Source organism: Psychrobacillus sp. AK 1817, assembly GCF_008807035.1.
Classification (GTDB): domain Bacteria; phylum Bacillota; class Bacilli; order Bacillales_A; family Planococcaceae; genus Psychrobacillus; species Psychrobacillus faecigallinarum.
In genome coordinates, this window is record NZ_CP031739.1 from 753,376 (window position 1) to 772,301 (window position 18,926).

Here is an 18,926-nt window from a genome sequence, read left to right on the forward strand (position 1 = left end):
TTTCATTTATTTCTATCCTTCAAATGCCTCTTGAAACTTGGTCATAAACAAATCGGTGTCTCCCATATCGTCTACTTCCACATCTTCTGGTAAAGGAGGCAATGCACTTATATCTTTTAAACCGAAGTACTGTAGGAATTCCTGTGTGGTGCCGTACAAGATAGCTCTACCCGTTCCTTCTGCACGTCCAACTTCTTGAACTAGTCCTTTAGCAGATAAAGTATGTATCGGTCTTTCTGATTTCACTCCTCTTATATCCTCTATTTCTACCCTTGTAATAGGCTGCTTATATGCGATGATAGCCAAAACCTCCAAAGATGCCTGAGATAGAGATTGAGTAGTAGGATTTTCAACTAGCTTTTGAATACAATCCACGTTTTCTTCCTTCGTTACTAATTGATACGTGCCAGCAAGTTGTTTAAGTTGAATTCCTCTTTCCTCAGAATCTTCATATTCCATCATAAGCGAGTCTAAAGCTTCTCTTACATTTTCTTCATCTTCCTCCGTTAAAAATGCAAGCTGTTTCTTTGTTAAGCCATCTTCTCCACTAACAAATAAGAGGCTTTCTATTTTACTCTTCAATTTCTTCATATATTTCTATTTCCTTTCCTAGTTGAACAAATAAATCTTCAAAATTTTTCTTCTGCTCAACCTTGACCGCCTGTCGTTTCATAAGCTCTAATATTGCCAAGAAAGTAGTAACAATTGTTGTTTTATCTCTAGTAGGGAAAAGCTCATAAAATGACAGTCTTCCATTATGCTCTTTTAATGTAGAGATTACATTATTCATCGACTCTCGAATGGAGACCTCTTGTTTACTTACGCGAGTATGGAGAGGAGCATTTAGCTGTTTTCTCCGAAGCATCTTCTGGAAAGCACCAAGCATATCGTAAACATTTACTTCAAGATCAAACAAGGCCAATTGCTGATTGCTTTGATAGCCACTCAAATCCGTTGGAGGCTTAGTGTAAAATAGATTTCGAGTTTCTTCTAACTCTTGCAAATTACTAGCAGCTTCTTTGTATTTCTTGTACTCTATTAATTTAAGAACTAACTCGTCCCTAGGATCGTCAAGATTAATATCAAAATCATCTTCCAGTTGATCATCCTGATGAATCGGAAGAAGCATTTTACTTTTAATAGAGAGCAAGGTAGCGGCCATCACTAAGTATTCACTTGCTTCATTTAACTCCAGCACACGCATCGCATGTATGTGTTCCATATATTGCGTGGTGATTTCGGCCATTTTAATATCATATATATCTATTTCCAAACGATTTATTAAATGTAATAATAAATCGAGTGGACCTTCAAATGCTTCTGTTTTTACTTCGTAAGACATAAAACTCCACCTAATATTAATTTTAATCATAATTATAGAGGAAAGGTGATTGTAATGCACCCTACATTCCATCCTAATTTTGTTCAATTTTTAAAAGAATTTAATGACATCAACGATTATTTCGAATGCCACGAGCTGTTAGAAGACTATTGGAAGGAAGTTGCACCTCGCCAAAAAGTACATTCTTTGGCTGCACTTATCCTACTTTCCACTTCTATGTACCATTGGCGTAGAGGGAATTTTTCAGGAGCACTAAAAACAATGGGTGGCAGTATTAAGCGAATGAAAGAAACAAGTCACTCTCCCTTCTTTGAAACTATTAATTTTCATCGATTATACCAAGATGCTACAAATGCCTATAATTCTATCCAAAGGCAGGAACCATTTTTAGGATTTCAAATTGACATCCAAAACAAGGAGCTTCTTTCCCGGGTTGAGGAGATACCATTCGTAAAGGAAGAAGATCGAAATTTTCTTATTCATAAACATATGCTTAGAGATCGCTCTGAAATACTTGAAGAACGAGAAAAACAGAAAAAAAGAAGAGAAGGCCACTAAGGTCAGTTCTCTTCTTTATCTGCATTGCATTTTTCAAAGAAAGGTTTTATTTCTTCCGTTGGTTTTACAGTGGTGGTTTGTAAAATATTCGACAGTGTTTGAACCATATTTTTGCCAATACCTTCACCTCGATGAGAAGGATTCACAGAAATATGCTGAATGACACCTTCAGTGCCTTCCATACGAACCCCTACAATTCCTACTACATCTTCATCCTTTTTCCAAACAAATAAATGCCAATCTGGATTAGATTCATATTGATGAATTGTTTCTAGCAATTTTTTTAAATCTTTTTCATTGGGCATGAAAGACAACAGCCCCATAGAAATTTTTTCATATGCTTTTTTATAACGACATAACATGTTTTAGACCCTCTTTTAATTTCTTTAAAAGAACTTTACTACCTTTTATGATAATTGTCCAACTATAGTTTAACATTTGGTGCTATAAGGAACCAATACAATGCTCCCCATACTATACCAACTATAAATATAATTAGAAACAAAATAACATTCTTGTTTTTCACTTAGCCTCTTCCTTTCTCTAACGTGAAGGGAAGGTCAAGACGAACAAGGTCTTCCAGAGTTTCTCGTTTCACTGCCAACTGGTGACGACCGTTTTCAACAAAAACAACGGCGGGTTTTGCTATGCGATTATAATTGCTTGCCATTGCATAACCATATGCACCTGTACAAAAAACAGCCAAAATATCCCCTGGTGAAGCTTTTGGTAGTGTAATATGTTCAATTAGCTTGTCACCAGATTCACAGCATTTACCAGCAATGGTATACTCCACTTCCTTGAGTTCTCCCATTTTGTTAGCAATAGCTGCACTGTACTCCGCTCCATATAAAGCTGGGCGAATATTATCAGACATACCGCCATCAACCGCTAAATAGTTTCGTATTTCTGGCACTTCTTTTTCCGAGCCGATCGTGTAAAGTGACGTTCCCGCGTCCCCTACTAACGAACGACCAGGTTCAATCCATATTTCAGGCATATCTAGGTTCGCTTTGGAAACTAAATCTTTTACTGCAATCACCATTTCCTTCACATAAATAGACGGTTCTAATGGTGTGTCTTGCTCCGTATATTTAATCCCAAACCCTCCACCTAAATTTAGCACTGTACAAGCGTAATTAAAGGTGTTTTCCCACTCAATCATTTTAGTAATAAGCTTCTCTGCTGCCACTTTAAATCCGATTGTTTCAAAAATTTGGGACCCGATATGGCAGTGCAATCCCAGTAATTCAATAAATTCATCTTTATAAACCTGTTGGAAAGCTTTATCTGCTTGTCCATTCATCAAATCGAATCCGAATTTTGAGTCTTGTTGTCCAGTCGTAATATAATCATGGGTATGTGCTTCAACCCCTGGAGTCACTCTCAGAAGAACTTTCACTTTTTGGTTGAGTTTAACAGTTAGTTGTTTTAAAAGCTCAATTTCATAAAAATTATCCACCACTATACAACCAATTTTATGCTCCATAGCTAATATTAATTCTTCAACACTTTTATTGTTACCATGAAAATGAATACGCTCTGCAGGATACCCTGCTTTAATAGCTGTATATAGTTCTCCAGCGGAGACAACGTCTAAGGATAAGCCTTCTTGCTCAATCACTTGGTACATCGCAACGCTAGAGAAGGCTTTACTTGCATAGGCAACCTGTGCAACTACATTTTCTTGCTTGAATGTGTCTAAAAAGGCTCTAGCTCTAGCTCTAATAAGAGACAGATCATATACAAACAGAGGAGTCTCATATGTTTTTGCAAGTTCTAAGGAGTCAATACCACCTATTAATAGGTGCCCTTTTTCGTTCACAGCATGCTCTGATACCATTACCATGTATCCTCGCCTCTTTTCCTCATTTCTATATGAACTTTACCATATCGAATAAGGGAAATGCAATGCTATTTGGAGCGATCTCGAACAGGTGATCGTGTTATATAAGGTCGCTTTGCGTTGGTTGGCATCGGAAAACGAATGAGTATACGAGCAAATGCTCTTGGATAAAAAGGAATTAACGGCCATAAATAGGGTACATTTAACGGTTTAAGACTACATATGTACCAAATCAAACATACGGTTGCTATAAAAAATCCATTTACTCCTAAAATGGCTGTCCCAATTAAAATAAACATTCTGAATATTTTAGTCGCTATACTTAGCTCATAGGAAGGGATAGCAAATGTAAATATAGCTGTGATTGCTGTGTATAAAATGACTTCAGAAACAAATAATCCAACATCTACAGCCATCTGGCCAATAACTAATGCCGCAATGATACCCATCGCAGTGGATAACGGAGTAGGAGTATGAATAGCTGCTAGCCTTAAAAATTCTATCCCAATATCCGCAAAGATTATTTGTAGTAAAAGCGGAATGGCACTTTTCTCATTGGGACCTAAGAAGTCCAAGGCATTCGGAAGAAGTTCTGGATGCTTAGACATTAAATACCAAAATGGCAAGAGAAATAAACTGAAGAAAACACCAAAAAAACGAATCGATCTTACTAAAGTTCCTATTGCCGGTGCCTGTCTATACTCCTCTGCATGTTGTAAATGGTGGAAAAGAGTCGTAGGGACTATAATAACCGATGGAGAGGTATCTACTACGAGTAAAATATGTCCTTCAAGCAAATGTGCAGCAGCTATATCCGGTCGTTCTGTAAAGCGAACAAAAGGCATAGGATGAAAGCCTTGAACAAATAACCATTCCTCTAATGCCTTATCGCTCATTGTAAAACCGTCATGTTTAATATTTTTAAGACGCTTCCGAATAAGTTTTAAGTTTTCTTCATTTGCCACTCCTTTAATATAGGAAATTGCAATGTCCATTTTACTCATGGAGGATATTTGGTGTAGTTCAAATCGGAGATTGGTGTCTCTTATTCGTCTACGAATGAGAGCAGTGTTTAATACAATATTTTCGGTAAAGCCATCCCTGGAGCCTCGTACAACCTTTTCGTTGTCAGGCTCCTCAGGTGTTCTACCGGGATAGCTACGTACATCAATCGTGTAAACAGATCCATTTTCTAAAATGAATGTTACCTGACCACTTAGTAGCGCGGCAATCCATTTTTCTCTAGAATCATATTCCGTTATAGAGTAATAAGGAAAATAATGACTCATAATTTCATTTTGATCTAGGTCCTCTTCTGGAGGACATTTTAAAGTGCCGGTCATCAATTCAGTTAACGTTGGACCATCGATAAGACCGTTAATATAAACAAGTAACACTGGAAATTTAAACAAATGGGTATGAAGAATCCCGAAATCATAAGACTCATTCACCCCAAACTTCTCTTTTAAATATGCTTCGGCCTCGGCCACATCCTTAAATAACGGTTTCGTAATAATCACCTATCTCTAGCTTTTGTATTAGCGGTACTACCAACAGGCACTAGCCAGCTCTTTAACTGTGTCAATATCTTCTTTTCTAGCCTTGACACCTGAACCTGGGATATACCTAACCTTTCAGCAATATCACTTTGAGTACAGTCTAGGTAATAACGCAGATAAATAATCATCTGTTCTCGTTTTTCTAGTTTTTCTACCAATTCTCTCAGAGGAATATGATCAAATGACTTTTCAGAACGCTCATCTCTCATTTGGTCCATCAAGGTTAAAGCATCACCACTATCGTTTTCATAGAGTTGCTCCTGCAAGGAAGCGGGATCTCTTAAAGCGTCCGTGGCCATGACTATATCTTCTCTTGAAACCTCTAATATACTTGCTAGCTCTAAAATGGTTGGCTGCCGTTCATGAGTCTTAAGAAAATCGTCTGTAGCATGACGAATTTTAAAATTTAGTTCGCGTATTGATCGGCTTATCTTCACCATTCCATCATCTCTAAGAAATCTCTGTATTTCTCCAATAATCATAGGAACTGCATACGTAGAAAACTTTACCTCATAGGACAAGTCGAATTTATCAACCGACTTCATAAGACCAATACATCCAATTTGAAATAAATCCTCTAGGTCTGCCCCCCTAGAAGCAAAGCGCTGAACAATAGACCAAACCAATCTTGTATTTCCTTCTATCATTTGCTGTCTGGCAAACTTATCCCCTTCCTGCGACAAGGCAATAAGTTCTCTCATTTTCTCTTGGGTCAGTAAAATAGTTGGCTTGTTGTTCATCATTAGACGATCCTACATGATTCTTGAATTGGTACAAATTTCTTCGTGATAGTAACGGTTGTCCCCCTATCAGGAATGGAGTAAATATCCACGTCGTCACTGAAGCTTTCCATTATCGTAAAGCCCATTCCAGAGCGTTCCTGCTCAGGCTTGGTAGTATATAAAGGCTCTCTCGCCTGTGTCACATCTTGTATTCCACGCCCATAATCAACGATGGAGACCACAATCTCTCTTCCGCTTCTTTCGGCATGAATTTCAATCTTGCCTACGCCATCCTCTTCATAACCGTGCACAATAGCATTGGTTACAGCTTCTGAGATAACTGTTTTAAATTCAGATAGCTCCTCAATTGTCGGATCAATTGCTGAGATAAAACTAGACATCACCATTCTCGCTAATGCTTCATTCTCACTTTTGGCAATAAAAGATAATGTGATTTCATTGTCCATAAACTATTCCCCCTAACTTTGAAATTATTTCAATTTCTGACTCACTGTAGATGTACGGGCTTAAACCTGCAAACTGAAAAATTTTACGCATCGTTGGTGACGGGTTAACTATAATTGTTTGACCATCAATTGGCGCTAGCTCTCGCATTCTACCTAGAATTAGTCCTATACCTGAACTATCCATAAAATTTAAATCTTTCAAATTCCAAACTAGTACTTTAATAGAGCCATTTTTAATCATTGGTACTATCTCATTCCTTATTTCAGAAGTGCTATGATGGTCTAGCTCACCTTTCAATCGAATAATTACAATTTCGTCTCCTACTTTTTCAACATCATGTTTCATAAAATCGCCTCCTCATAAAGCGCAATTCCACATAGAATTCTATAATCCTTTGCGCCTGACAAAAGTAGAAGAAATCATCGAAATTTAGAAGATTTTCGACAAATGGGCTATACACATTTAGTATGGGAATATTCAACAATTTCTAATCAAAAAATAGACATCTCGTAAAAGTTTTTATAAACTTTTACGAGATGTCTATGGAAGGGCAAATTAAAGCCTATACTCTTTAAAATCTTTTACTCAATGAATATATGGTTAAAATACTAGGTGGTCTAAAAGATAATTTGAAAACAACCATTTCCAACAACTTTAAAATAGCTAACAAAAAAAGAGCGACCAAGGTCGCTCTATTACAAATATTATTCTGTAATTATTTCATAAACTAATGGTGGTGCTTCTTTTCGTTCTGCTTCGATATGAATGTTTTCGTGTAATTTATTCATAACCTCTTGAACATTTTCAGAGTTCGCGTAAATAGTAGCAAGTGATTCGCCTTCATCTACTTGGTCTCCTACTTTTTTGTTTAGCATTATACCTACTGCTAAATCGATTTCAGACTCTTTTGTAGCTCTCCCAGCACCTAATAGCATGGCAGCAGTACCAATTTCATCTGCCTCCATATAAGTTACGAAGCCTGCGTTTTTAGCAGACACTTCAAAGATGAAATTTGCCTTTGGTAATAGAGCAGTATCGTCTACTACTTTTTCATTGCCACCCTGCCATTTGATGAATTGCTTGAAGATTTCTAGTGCAGAACCATCGTCGATTGCTTTTTGTAGCATTATACGGGCTTCTTCTAGAGTATCAGCTTTTTCTCCTACAACTACCATTTGGCTACCTAAAGTTAAGCATAGCTCAGTTAAATCATCCGGACCTTTGCCTTTTAGTGTGTCAATTGCTTCTTGTACTTCTAGGGCATTTCCAATCGCTCTTCCGAGTGGTTGGCTCATATCAGAAATAATTGCCATTGTTTGACGTCCTACACTATTACCGATTTGAACCATTGCTTTTGCAAGCTTTCGAGCATCTTCAGTTGTTTTCATGAAGGCACCGTCACCAGTTTTAACGTCTAAAACAATTGCACCTGCTCCTGCTGCAATTTTCTTACTCATAATTGAACTAGCAATCAGTGGAATGCTATTTACAGTAGAGGTAACATCTCGCAATGCATAGAGCTTTTTGTCAGCAGGTGTCAAGTTACCACTTTGCCCGATTACTGCTACTTTGATTTCATTAACCTGTTTAACAAACTGCTCGGAAGATAACTCCACATGGAAACCATCAATCGCCTCTAGTTTGTCGATTGTTCCACCTGTATGTCCAAGGCCACGTCCGCTCATTTTAGCTACTGGAACGCCACAAGCGGCAACTAGTGGACCCAAGACTAATGTAGTTGTGTCACCAACTCCACCGGTAGAGTGCTTATCAACCTTAACTCCTTCAATAGCAGAGAGGTCTATTTGCTCACCAGAATTGACCATAGCCATTGTTAGGTTAGCACGTTCTTCATCGTTCATATCCTGAAAATAAATGGCCATTAGTAAAGCACTAGCTTGATAATCTGGGATTGAATTGTTTGTATAGCCTTCAATAAAGAAATTGATTTCTTCTTTTGTTAAAGCTTGGCCGTCTCTTTTCTTTTCGATAATATCATTCATTCTCATTGTCATACACGTCCTTTATTTTAATAAGGATAGGAAGCTTTCACCAAAAGCTGTTGGTTTAACACCAAAGTTTTCAGTAATGGTTGCTCCGATATCTGCAAATGTCATGCGTAAAGGCAATTCTTTTACCTCTGTGAATCTAGGCGAATAAACTGTTAAAGGAACATATTCACGCGTGTGGTCTGTTCCAGGCATCGTTGGATCATTACCGTGATCGGCAGTGATAATCAATAAGTCATCTTCTGTGAGATTAGGAAGCGCTTCCTTCAAGCGAGCATCAAACTCTTCAAGTGCTTTACCATAACCAATTGGATCTCTTCTATGACCATATAAAGCATCAAAATCTACTAAATTTAAGAAGCTGATACCTGTAAAGTCTATTGCCAATGTCTCGATAAATTTATCCATGCCATCCATGTTATCTTTCGTTCTAACTGTTGAAGTAATACCTTCTCCATTAAAAATATCATTAATCTTACCAATTGCCATAACTTCTAAACCAGCGTCTTGTAATTCATTCATTGCAGTGCGACCAAATGGCTTCAATGCATAGTCATGACGATTAGAAGTTCTCACAAAGCTTCCTGGCTCTCCGATGAATGGACGTGCGATAATACGTCCCACTAAAAATTCAGGCGACAGAGTAAGCTCTCTAGCGATTTCACAAATTCGATATAATTCTTCTAGCGGTATGATTTCTTCATGAGCAGCTATTTGCAAAACAGGGTCTGCAGAAGTATATACAATGATTGCCCCTGTTTTCATATGCTCTTCCCCAAGCTCATCTAAAATCTCCGTACCACTTGCCGGTTTGTTCCCAATTACTTTACGACCAGTTTTTTCTTCTAAAGCAGCGATCAATTCCGCTGGGAAGCCGTTAGGATACACTTTAAAAGGTTTGTCGATGTTTAAGCCCATGATTTCCCAGTGACCTGTCATCGTGTCTTTTCCAACAGAAGCTTCTTGCATTTTACCAAAATAAGCTGCTGGTTTTTCTGCTGGAGCAATTCCTTTGATTGGTTCAATATTACCCAATCCTAGCTTTTGCATTTCTGGCATGTTTAAGCCATTCATCTTTTCTGCGATATGACCCAGCGTGTGTGAGCCTACGTCACCAAATGCTGCTGCATCAGGTGCTTCTCCAATTCCTACCGAATCCATAACAATAACATGTATACGCTTAAATTTTTCCATGAATAGTACCTCCTACTTGTTCTATATTAGTGTACCAAAAATTCCTCAAAAATAAATGTCAGACCTCTGACATTATGCACGAGGATGATATTGTTTGTAAACTTCTTTTAATCTTTTCTTGCTTACATGAGTGTAAATCTGTGTTGTAGAAATATCTGCATGCCCTAACATTTCCTGCACTGCCCTTAAATCAGCACCATTTTCAATTAGGTGAGTAGCAAAGGAATGCCTTAGTACATGAGGCGTAATTTCTTTTTTAATACCAGCCATAAGGGCATGTTTGTTTAGTAGTTTCCAAATACCCTGTCTTGTTAAACGTTTGCCACGCTGATTGATAAATATTGCGTCGGTACGTTCCTGTTTAAGTAACTGCGGCCTAGCATTTTCAATATAATTACTACATGCTCGCAACGCAGCTCCTCCAAGTGGAATAATACGTTCCTTCCCGCCTTTTCCAAATACACGAACAAAGCCCATTGACAAATGTAAATCCTCGAGATTTAGATTTAGACATTCACTTATACGCATACCACTTGCATACATCAGTTCAAACATAGCCAAATCTCGAACACCCTGTGGCTTGGACACACTGATACTTCCAAGAAGACTGTTGAGTTCTTCTACTGACAAGAAGTTTGGGAGTTTCTGCTCCAACTGGGGCAGCTCTAAATGAATAGTCGGATCATTCGCTGCCACTTTCTCTCTCAATAGAAATTGATGAAAGGATCGAATAGATGATATATGACGAGAAATTGTTCTTGCAGACTTACCATTCTCCTTTAAATCTCTTAAATGGATGATAATATGCTGTCTTTCTACATCACTTAAACTCTGCAAATGCTGTTTTTCATAAACAGACTTTAAATAGTCCGTTAAATCTTTTTTATACGAAATTAAAGTGTTTTCCGCTAACTGTCTTTCAATACGCAGGAAATGTAAATAGTCTTCTAAATGAAGTAGGCCTTCTTTCAAATTTAAAATCTCCTTTTAAAAAATCTATGCTGATAGCTGCAAAAAAGGGAAGGGTAATTTCCCTAATCATTGGAGCTTTTTCATTTAACCTCGCGCTATAACGCTGAACCTAGATAAGTAATTTAGTAACAGCATATCCTTTTTTAACTATTAAAAAAAGGATAGCATATAATAGCTATCCTTTCTGGTTATTTATCTTGGCAACGATGACAAATCCCATGGAAAGTCAGTCGATGATCCTTTATGATAAAGTTCCATTTCTTTTCGACGATTTCCTCTACATCCTCGAGTAAATCCTCTTGAATTTCATCCACAGCTCCACATTCAATGCAAACAAGGTGATGGTGGAAATGAGCAGCGCCCTCTTGTCTCAAATCATAGCGTGATACGCCGTCTCCAAATTGAATCTTATCTACAACATTCAATTCGTTCAATAACTCTAATGTACGATAAACTGTCGCAAGCCCTATATCAGGAGATTTTTCTCTAACTAGTAGGAAAACATCTTCCGCACTCAAATGATCTTCTTCATTCTCAAGCAATACTCGAACTGTGGCTTCACGCTGTGGCGTCAGTTTATAGCCCGCACCAGATAATTGTTTTTTAATACGATCAATACGGCTTTCCATATGACGCCTCCTTAACTACCACTATTATACCAAGAAGTGTTTTCTCATTACAAGCCATTCACATAATAATAATTATTATTTAATACTAAATATTATATACTATAAATGGTAAAAGAATAAACTCTATTATAATAGTAATTATATAGAAGGCAAGTGTAAAGAGATTTACCCGATTTGCCAAAGCCAAAAGTAGAATGCAGTAAACTAGTTGAAAAGGAAACCACCAGAAAACATACGGGAATGTAGTTTCTTGTGTCTGTAGTAAATAACTTGAACAAAAGCCATAAAAGGTTATTTTGAAGGCACAAATAACTAATGTAAACTTTTGCAAATACCGATGCTGATAAAACAGAAAAAACACGACTGCAATCATCAAATGAGGAAAGATAGTCTCTAAAAAACTAGGTGGCCCTTCAAGTAAGACTCTTGCATCCAAAAGGTTGATGATCCATTGCTGCTGTTCTGGTGAACTTCTTTCGAATAATATTAATCCACCAACAAAACTCAAAACTAGTACGCATAGTGAAATGAAAATAGTATAAGACTGGTTCAACTTGGAATCCCCCCTATCTATTTTCATCTTATGCTTGTACTAGGTTCAAACATGCTTCATTTTAAGTAATCTTTTAACCAAATATATGCAAATGCTGTTTTAGCATCAAATATTTGCTGAGAGATTACCATTTGTTCCATTTCCTCAAGTGATACGTGCAATAGTTCCACAAACTCATCCTCATCTAAGGCAGATGCTTGTTCCATTTTTACAATATCCTCTGCCATATAAAGGTGAATAATCTCGTCAGCGAAGCCTGGTGATGTGGCAAATGATTGGATAAATTTCATATTAGCACAGGTGTAACCTGTCTCCTCTTCTAGCTCTCGCAATGCAGTTAGCTCAGGTGCCTCATTAGGTTCAATTTTGCCAGCTGGTATTTCAATAATAGAGCGTTCCAAAGCTTTTCTATACTGTTCTACCAAGATAATCTTTTTATCGTCTGTCACAGCTATTACTGCCACTGCTCCAGGGTGCTTAACAATCTCCCTTTTAGCTGTTTTACCATTAGGCAATAGTACTTCATCCACTTGTAAGGTTATGATTCGTCCAGAAAATTCAAGATTGGTCTGCACTGTTTTTTCTTCAAATTTTTTCATTGTTTCGCTCCCTCTTATTTGAATCTACCTAGTTCTCATTGTAACATGTAAGAAAGGAAGTGATAATCTTGGAAAAAAGACAATTAGGAAAAAGTGATGTTTCGATTTCAGAAATTGGACTTGGATGTATGTCACTGCCATCAAATCTTGAAGAAGCAGAAAAGATTATTCAAACCGCATTAGAACATGGCATTACTTATTATGATACTGCAGATTTATATGATCAGGGCGAAAATGAAAAAATGCTAGGGAGCCTTCTTAAATCTCATAGACAAGAGGTAATCATTGCAACAAAGGTTGGTAATCGACCAAATGAAAATGGTGATGGCTGGCATTGGGACGCCTCTAAAGGATGGATTCAAAAAGCTATTCATGACTCCTTAAAACGTCTCCAAACAGATTATATCGATGTATACCAGCTCCATGGGGGAACAATGGAAGACAACGTGGATGAGGTTATCGACACAATGGAATCTCTCAAAAAAGATGGCCTAATTAGGGAATACGGCATCTCTTCTATTCGACCAAATGTTATCAATCGATTTTTGAATAAAAGCTCTGCAGTTTCAGTTATGATGCAATATAGTTTACTAGATAGAAGACCGGAGGAATGGCTTTCCTTACTGGAGCAAAGCGATACTACACTACTCAGCAGGGGCTCACTTGCAAAGGGCTTGTTGACGGAAGATGAAGGTCTAATTCGAGCGAAAAAGGCTGGAGATTACCTCTCCTACTCCAACAAAGAACTATTAGACACATTAGTTAAGCTTAAAGCATTAGACATACCTCTAAATGCGATTGCCCTTCGTTATGTGCTTCAAAATGGTGCTGCAATCGTTGGAGCAAGCTCTAAAGAGCAACTAATGGAAACTATAGAAGCGTATAAATCCAAGGTTTCAATAGAAATACTAGAAAAAGCAGCTGAAATTACAAAAAAAATAAATATACTGAGCATCGAATATAAAAACAAAGATTTTAGCCCCTGAAGGAACTTTACTTAGGGGCTTTTTATGTCTTACCGAGCATGATATTGTATTATCGTAAAATTTGAGCTGATTGTAGTAAATTAACTAAGGATTGTAGTAATTCAGCTAATGATTGTAGTAAATAAGCTATACTTTGTCGTAATTCACATAGTGTTGAAGCAATTTAGTTGGTTATTATAGAAATCTATGAGCTATTTTAAAATACGGGACGTTGAACTAGAAACTACCGTTATCGCGCAAGAAGTCCATTGTAAGATGTACTCGTTCTTCCACTGAATAATCTCCTTCAATTCTCAATATCGGGCAGTTTAACGAATCCATCCATTGTTCGTGTAAAGCTTTACTCCTCACTTCTAAACCTGCGTAATCATATAAGGACGCCCATTCAATAAACTTCTTATATTGATCATGCTTAGGCCCACCTACATATATTTCATCCCCGTATCTTTCAAACTCTCTTTTCTCTAATCTTTTTAATCTAATATTTGGTGGAATCGACAAAAAAATGACCAAATCGAAATAAGATTTGAAGTTATCTCCCCAACCACATAATGCCCCTGATAAAAAAGAGCTCTCATACTTATTTAGGTCTTCCTTTAGTAGATATCTTCTTTCTCCTACTTCCCTTATTTCCGTATATTTTGTTAACCAGAAATAATCATCCGTATCCAAATGTGTATTGTGAAGAACAGCTGATAATGCTTGAGCCAAAGTAGTAGTGCCTGAGCCTGACGCACCTAAAATATGTATTTTCATTATTATTTCACCCCATTTTCCATTTTCACCCTATCCATTCTAACCCAATAATTTCTCTTAATATAGTATCGTCTATATTCTTACCGTCAAAATTTCAAAATATTTTTATTTTTACATAAAAACACGTTACATCTATTTACATTTATTACATAATGGATTACAGTTAATAAATATTAACCGGTTAAAAAGGAGAATTTAAATGCAGCAAAAATCCATTTTTATAATTGAAAGCTACGAACAGTTAAAGGTTATTAGTGATCCGTTACGTACTAAAATGCTGATGCTACTAGTCGAACAACCCCACACAGGACATATGCTTGCCCAGGAACTCAACTTATCTAGAGCAAAAATTCTTTATCATCTTCGAGAACTGGAGAAGCACCAAATCATTAAGCTTGTAAGAAAGGAAGAACGCGGAGGAAATATTCTAAAATATTACCAAGCTGTAGCAAAGGGGTTCATCCCTGCCGATAACCTATTAAGTTACGTGGAAGCAAAAGAGGCTACTAGACAGTCATATTTGGAGGTAATTGATCGTGCTAAGACCAGAGTTTTAACTGCACCTGATAAATCCTTTGAATTAAATTCGTCAAATGTTGAAGAATGGCCTAAACTCTCTATTCAAAAAGAAGTAAAAGTAAGTAAAGACAAATTCCTCGAATTTACTCAGAAGTATAGAGAGCTACTAGATGAGCTTGAAAAAGATACAGACCTTGAACAGCAAAACTATTATATTATGACCACAGCATTTCAGATTGAAGAACCTATCTTTAAAAACAAACCATAAGGTAAAAGGAGTATATCTATTGAGTAGAGAGCAAGTGTTAAGGAAAAACAAGAATGAATTCCTTTCTTCAAATTTGTTAAGAAATCGAGCATTTGTTTTTTTATGGTTATCAAGTACAACCTCTTTTTTAGCACTATCTACTTATTTATTTGCGGAGCAATGGTATATCATCAAGGTTCTAAATAAAGAAAGTGCCCTTGGGATTGTGATGATGGTAACTATGCTACCACGTATCATCTTTATGACAATTGGTGGAGTATGGGCAGACCGCTATAAAAGATCTCAAATTATGCTTGTTTCAAGTTTAGTAAGATGTGTTTTGGTTATAATTATGGTATTTTTTCTACGAATGGATATTCTTGAATTCTGGCCACTAATTTGCTTTGCATTATTATTTGGAGTATTAGATGCATTCTTTTCTCCAGCAAATACATCATTACTTCCTAACCTAGTTTCCAAAGATCTTCTTACAAGATCAAATTCATTTATTCAAAGCTCAAACCAAATTGCTATGTTTTCTGGGCCAATGATTGGTGGATGGGTACTTACTGTAGGATCTTTTAGTATTTTATTTTCGTTAATCGCATTCTTTTTGTCTTTGACTTTTGTTTTTTCCGCATTCATAAAGGAAGAAAATCGTAAACAAAACTCCTCGAAAATGGATAGTACGAAAGAGAAATTAAAAGAAGGATTTTCCTATGTTTGGAAGATGCCCTTCCTTAAAAATATGTTGTTTGTTCTAGTTGTCATTAACTTTTTCTTTTTCGGTCCGCTTCTCATGGGCATACCACTTCTAGTAGACAAAGTGATCCATGGAGTACCGTTAGATTTAAGCTTTTTACAAGGTTCTTACCAAGGTGGAATGTTAGTCGGTGCCATAATTGTAGGATTACTAAACTTAAGAAAGAAAAGAGGACTAATAGTATTACTAATCATTTCTATCCTGGGGCTTCTCTTATCTTTACTTGGTCAAATCGAAGCAGTTTGGCAAGGTATTATCTTACTTTTGATGATGGGCGTCCTTTCCTCGATAATTAATGTTTCACTCATCTCCCTTATTCAAGAGCAATGTGATGAAGAAAAAATGGGAAGAGTAATGAGCCTTATTAATGCCTCATCTAATGGTCTTGTCCCACTTTCCTATGGGTTTGTTTCATTAGCACTAATGTTGAATATAACAATTTCGAACATTATGCTTTTATGTGGCATTTTAATAGTAATTATTTCTATAATATTTACGTTGAATTCAAGAGTAATAAAAGAAGTAAATTAGTGTTTGAAGATAAATAGTCCTTATGGAAAGCTATAAAAAAGAGCTGCCCCAAAAGTCTGGTAAACTTTTGAGACAGCCCTTACTTTGAGATTATTTCCATTCTCTTTCTGTGTAGCCTTTTGCTTTAATACCTTCGTTTGTTTCCTTGATGATTGCTTCTCCACCTCGTTTCATGTACTCATCTACTAGGCTATCCCAATCAGAAATCGGTCTTTGGCCAGCAATCATTTTGGATTGCTCGTTCATAATGAACTGAGTTAGATCTGTACCTTTTTCTTGGTTAGTTGGAGACATAACCCCATATGATGGATCCACATATAATTTATTGGCTTCAAACATTTCTTGTAAAGATTGAACCATTTCCTTCATCTCTGGCATTTTGTAGTCATCAGCATATGTGATATTTGCATCTGTTGGTACTTGCTCACGATTGTCTAAGAAATAAGTTGAAGGAGAAAGCCCATCTGATGAGAAGTTTGGCAATTGAACAGCCTGCCCGTCTTCCATGTTATATCCTTTACCTTCTCCACCTAAATAGAAATCGAAATCCGCATTGTCTGGATTTTTCGTGTCTCTTGGATAGAATTTCTTCCCGAAGTCTACCATTTCTAATGCACGGAAAATCTTACCTTCATCACCAGCCATTTTTGCATTAAGTGCTAGAATTCCTGAATAGCCAGATCCGATTGTAAAGCCTTTTGATTTATCAGGTGCTTCAAAAGGAGGAATTGCTACTAAGTGAGCGTCTGGATTTGCTGCTAATAATCCCTCAAAGTAAGCCTCTGACATACCTGAAACGCCACCAACAAATATTCCAGCCTTACCAGAATAAAACTCAGTGTTTGTACTAGCCCAATCAAGTACTGCGAAATCCTTTGTCATCGCACCTTCTTTATAAAGGTTAGCGAAGAATTGAATCAAATCTTTTCTTCCTTCAGAAATGATACCTGGGATATAATTGCCTTCCTCGTCTTGGTGGTACCATGCATTAAAATCCCAGTATGTTCCCATGTTAAAGTTCGGGTTAATATTTTCTCCAATTGCAACCCCATAAGTATCATTTTTACCATTACCATCCGGATCTTCCTTCGTAAAGGCAATTGCAACCTTCTCTAATTCTTCATAGTTTGTTGGGATTTCTAAGCCAAGCTTATCTAACCAATCCTTACGAATAACTGGCGTTACAGGATATGGTTGAGAGTAACGAGGAATACCATATATTTTGCCATTCACCTTAAAAGAGTTATAGACATAGTCTGGTATGTTTCCTAGCGTGTCATAGTGCTTAAGATAATCATCTAGTGGCAAGAACGCTCCCTGTTCAGCCCATTGATAAAAGCGTGTATCTGTGCCTGGAAAACCGATTAAATCTGGCATAGAGCCGGATGCTACTATAGCAGAAGACTTTTCAATGTAATCTCCCTGAGGTATAATTTCTGGCTTGTAGTCTACATTGAAGCGCTCTTTGATCATATCAAGTCCTGGACTTTTTAGTGGTGGCGGATCTCCAAAACGGAATGTCATCCCTGTAATTGTATACTTCTCTGTATGATCAAAAGGATCTACTTTAGGTTCCTCTTTATTTCCTTCTTCAGTCTTTGTTTCATCTGCAGGCTCTTTCGTTGGTTCAGTTTGGGCATTTTCATCGGTACAAGCTACTAAAACAAGACCAATAATAAGAATTATAAAACCATAAAACCACTGCTTACTTCTCACATTAACCCCTCCGTTACTATTTTTGTTGGCTGGTGAAAAAAATCTGCGATGTCATTACAATAGAAAGTTATCCTTTGACAGACCCAAGCATCACTCCTTTAGCAAAGTGTTTTTGTAAGAAAGGATAGACTATCAAAATTGGTAAGGTGGCTAACAAAATAGCTGCCATCTGTACCGTTTCTGGAGGTGGTAAATTTTCAAGCATGGCTGCATGCCCACCGAGTGCAGCATTAGGTTCGTTGACAATAACGATTTGCCTTAAAATTACTTGAATCGGCCATTTTGCAGGATCATTTAAATAGAGAACTCCCGAAAAATAGCTATTCCAATGACCTACCGCGTAAAATAAACCAAACGCCGCCAATGCCGGCTTAGATAAAGGTAAGATAATACGAGTAAATATTTGAATATCATTTGCACCATCTATTAGCGCTGCCTCAGTTAGTTCCTCAGGAATGCCCTTAAAAAACTGAGTAATAATAATCAAATTAAAAGGACTGATTGCAACAGGGATTATAAGTGCCCATAGGGAATTTAATAATCCTGTTTCCTTTACAACGATATAAGTTGGAATCATCCCCGCTGAAAAAAGCATTGTAAATAAAACTAGAAAAAGAATTGTACGCTGACCCAAAATGTTTCTAGTTAATGAGTAAGCCATAGTGGTTGTAAACAATAGGTTAACAAAAGTTCCTATTACAGTAATATAAACTGTCACAAATAAGGACCTTACAAATTGATCAGAACCTAGTATATACGTATAGGCATCAGTCACCCATTCCTTTGGCCATATGAGGAAATCGCTATTTAATACATCACTGACGCTGGAAAAAGAAACTGAGAAAATATATAAAAATGGAAATAGCATTGCAGCAGCAATAACTAAAAGAACCGTTCCATTAAAAAAATCCATTACTTTTTCTCCTGAAGATCTGAACATTAACATACCCCCTATCA

20 protein-coding genes and 1 pseudogene are annotated in these 18,926 nt (G+C 36.9%); 4 read left to right on the forward strand and 17 right to left on the reverse strand.

What is annotated here, in order from left to right; genetic code table 11:
- Positions 1-12: 12 nt before the first annotated feature.
- Complete coding sequence (scpB, locus tag D0S48_RS03860; RefSeq protein ID WP_144536965.1) at positions 13-591, reverse strand: SMC-Scp complex subunit ScpB; 579 nt, start codon at positions 589-591, stop codon at positions 13-15.
- Positions 572-1,342, reverse strand: coding sequence for a segregation/condensation protein A (locus D0S48_RS03865; RefSeq protein ID WP_144536967.1), 771 nt, complete (start codon positions 1,340-1,342; stop codon positions 572-574). Before D0S48_RS03865 ends, scpB begins: the two co-directional genes overlap by 20 nt.
- A 54-nt stretch (positions 1,343-1,396) precedes the next feature.
- Between D0S48_RS03865 and D0S48_RS03870 the strand changes: the two genes are divergently transcribed.
- Positions 1,397-1,900 (forward strand): DUF309 domain-containing protein, encoded by a 504-nt coding sequence (locus D0S48_RS03870; protein ID WP_151110199.1) that lies wholly within the window; start codon positions 1,397-1,399, stop codon positions 1,898-1,900.
- 2 nt (positions 1,901-1,902) lie between these two features.
- On the opposite strand, the gene D0S48_RS03875 is transcribed toward D0S48_RS03870, so the two are convergent.
- The 12 genes from D0S48_RS03875 to D0S48_RS03930 all read right to left on the reverse strand — a co-directional run bounded on the left by D0S48_RS03875 (position 1,903) and on the right by D0S48_RS03930 (position 12,451).
- Positions 1,903-2,262, reverse strand: a complete 360-nt coding sequence (locus D0S48_RS03875; protein WP_144536969.1) for a GNAT family N-acetyltransferase — start codon at positions 2,260-2,262, stop codon at positions 1,903-1,905.
- A 164-nt stretch (positions 2,263-2,426) separates the two neighbouring features.
- Positions 2,427-3,749, reverse strand: coding sequence for a diaminopimelate decarboxylase (gene lysA, locus D0S48_RS03880; protein ID WP_144536971.1), 1,323 nt, complete (start codon positions 3,747-3,749; stop codon positions 2,427-2,429).
- 65 nt (positions 3,750-3,814) lie between these two features.
- The gene (locus tag D0S48_RS03885; RefSeq protein ID WP_151113699.1) at positions 3,815-5,260 is read right to left on the reverse strand and encodes a spore germination protein; all 1,446 of its coding nucleotides are present in this window, start codon (positions 5,258-5,260) and stop codon (positions 3,815-3,817) included.
- Positions 5,261-5,262: 2 nt separating this feature from the next.
- Positions 5,263-6,048 (reverse strand): SigF/SigG family RNA polymerase sporulation sigma factor, encoded by a 786-nt coding sequence (locus tag D0S48_RS03890; protein ID WP_144536972.1) that lies wholly within the window; start codon positions 6,046-6,048, stop codon positions 5,263-5,265.
- The gene (gene spoIIAB, locus D0S48_RS03895) at positions 6,048-6,494 is read right to left on the reverse strand and encodes an anti-sigma F factor (RefSeq protein ID WP_144536974.1); all 447 of its coding nucleotides are present in this window, start codon (positions 6,492-6,494) and stop codon (positions 6,048-6,050) included. Before spoIIAB ends, D0S48_RS03890 begins: the two co-directional genes overlap by 1 nt.
- Positions 6,484-6,840: an STAS domain-containing protein gene (locus tag D0S48_RS03900; protein WP_144536977.1), complete on the reverse strand. Its 357-nt coding sequence runs from the start codon at positions 6,838-6,840 to the stop codon at positions 6,484-6,486. The genes spoIIAB and D0S48_RS03900 overlap by 11 nt, the downstream gene beginning before the upstream one ends.
- Positions 6,841-7,199: 359 nt before the next feature.
- Positions 7,200-8,504: a pyrimidine-nucleoside phosphorylase gene (locus D0S48_RS03905; protein ID WP_151110200.1), complete on the reverse strand. Its 1,305-nt coding sequence runs from the start codon at positions 8,502-8,504 to the stop codon at positions 7,200-7,202.
- Between the two features lie 15 nt (positions 8,505-8,519).
- A complete protein-coding gene (gene deoB / locus D0S48_RS03910; protein WP_151110201.1) occupies positions 8,520-9,698 on the reverse strand; it encodes a phosphopentomutase in 1,179 nt (392 codons plus the stop codon).
- Positions 9,699-9,770: 72 nt separating this feature from the next.
- On the reverse strand, positions 9,771-10,670 hold the full coding sequence (gene xerD, locus D0S48_RS03915; RefSeq protein WP_151110202.1) for a site-specific tyrosine recombinase XerD: 900 nt from the start codon (positions 10,668-10,670) through the stop codon (positions 9,771-9,773).
- Between the two features lie 188 nt (positions 10,671-10,858).
- A complete protein-coding gene (locus D0S48_RS03920) occupies positions 10,859-11,299 on the reverse strand; it encodes a ferric iron uptake transcriptional regulator (protein ID WP_144536985.1) in 441 nt (146 codons plus the stop codon).
- Between the two features lie 85 nt (positions 11,300-11,384).
- A complete protein-coding gene (locus D0S48_RS03925; RefSeq protein WP_151110203.1) occupies positions 11,385-11,852 on the reverse strand; it encodes a hypothetical protein in 468 nt (155 codons plus the stop codon).
- Between the two features lie 56 nt (positions 11,853-11,908).
- Complete coding sequence (locus D0S48_RS03930) at positions 11,909-12,451, reverse strand: NUDIX hydrolase (protein WP_151110205.1); 543 nt, start codon at positions 12,449-12,451, stop codon at positions 11,909-11,911.
- 68 nt (positions 12,452-12,519) lie between these two features.
- On the opposite strand from D0S48_RS03930, the pseudogene D0S48_RS03935 reads away from it, so the two are divergent.
- A pseudogene (locus tag D0S48_RS03935) lies at positions 12,520-13,415 on the forward strand (aldo/keto reductase).
- 238 nt (positions 13,416-13,653) lie between these two features.
- On the opposite strand, the gene D0S48_RS03940 reads toward D0S48_RS03935, so the two are convergent.
- The gene (locus D0S48_RS03940) at positions 13,654-14,193 is read right to left on the reverse strand and encodes a P-loop NTPase family protein (protein WP_151110208.1); all 540 of its coding nucleotides are present in this window, start codon (positions 14,191-14,193) and stop codon (positions 13,654-13,656) included.
- A 199-nt stretch (positions 14,194-14,392) separates the two neighbouring features.
- On the opposite strand from D0S48_RS03940, the gene D0S48_RS03945 reads away from it, so the two are divergent.
- Both D0S48_RS03945 and D0S48_RS03950 read left to right on the forward strand, forming a co-directional pair.
- The gene (locus D0S48_RS03945) at positions 14,393-14,980 is read left to right on the forward strand and encodes an ArsR/SmtB family transcription factor (RefSeq protein WP_151110210.1); all 588 of its coding nucleotides are present in this window, start codon (positions 14,393-14,395) and stop codon (positions 14,978-14,980) included.
- 19 nt (positions 14,981-14,999) lie between these two features.
- The gene (locus D0S48_RS03950; protein WP_151110212.1) at positions 15,000-16,253 is read left to right on the forward strand and encodes an MFS transporter; all 1,254 of its coding nucleotides are present in this window, start codon (positions 15,000-15,002) and stop codon (positions 16,251-16,253) included.
- A gap of 90 nt (positions 16,254-16,343) precedes the next feature.
- Here the strand turns inward: D0S48_RS03950 and D0S48_RS03955 are convergent, their stop codons facing one another.
- Entirely contained in the window at positions 16,344-17,969 is a 1,626-nt protein-coding gene (locus D0S48_RS03955; protein WP_151110214.1) for an extracellular solute-binding protein, read from the reverse strand.
- Positions 17,970-18,036: 67 nt separating this feature from the next.
- Complete coding sequence (locus D0S48_RS03960; RefSeq protein ID WP_151110216.1) at positions 18,037-18,909, reverse strand: carbohydrate ABC transporter permease; 873 nt, start codon at positions 18,907-18,909, stop codon at positions 18,037-18,039.
- Positions 18,910-18,926: the final 17 nt, after the last annotated feature.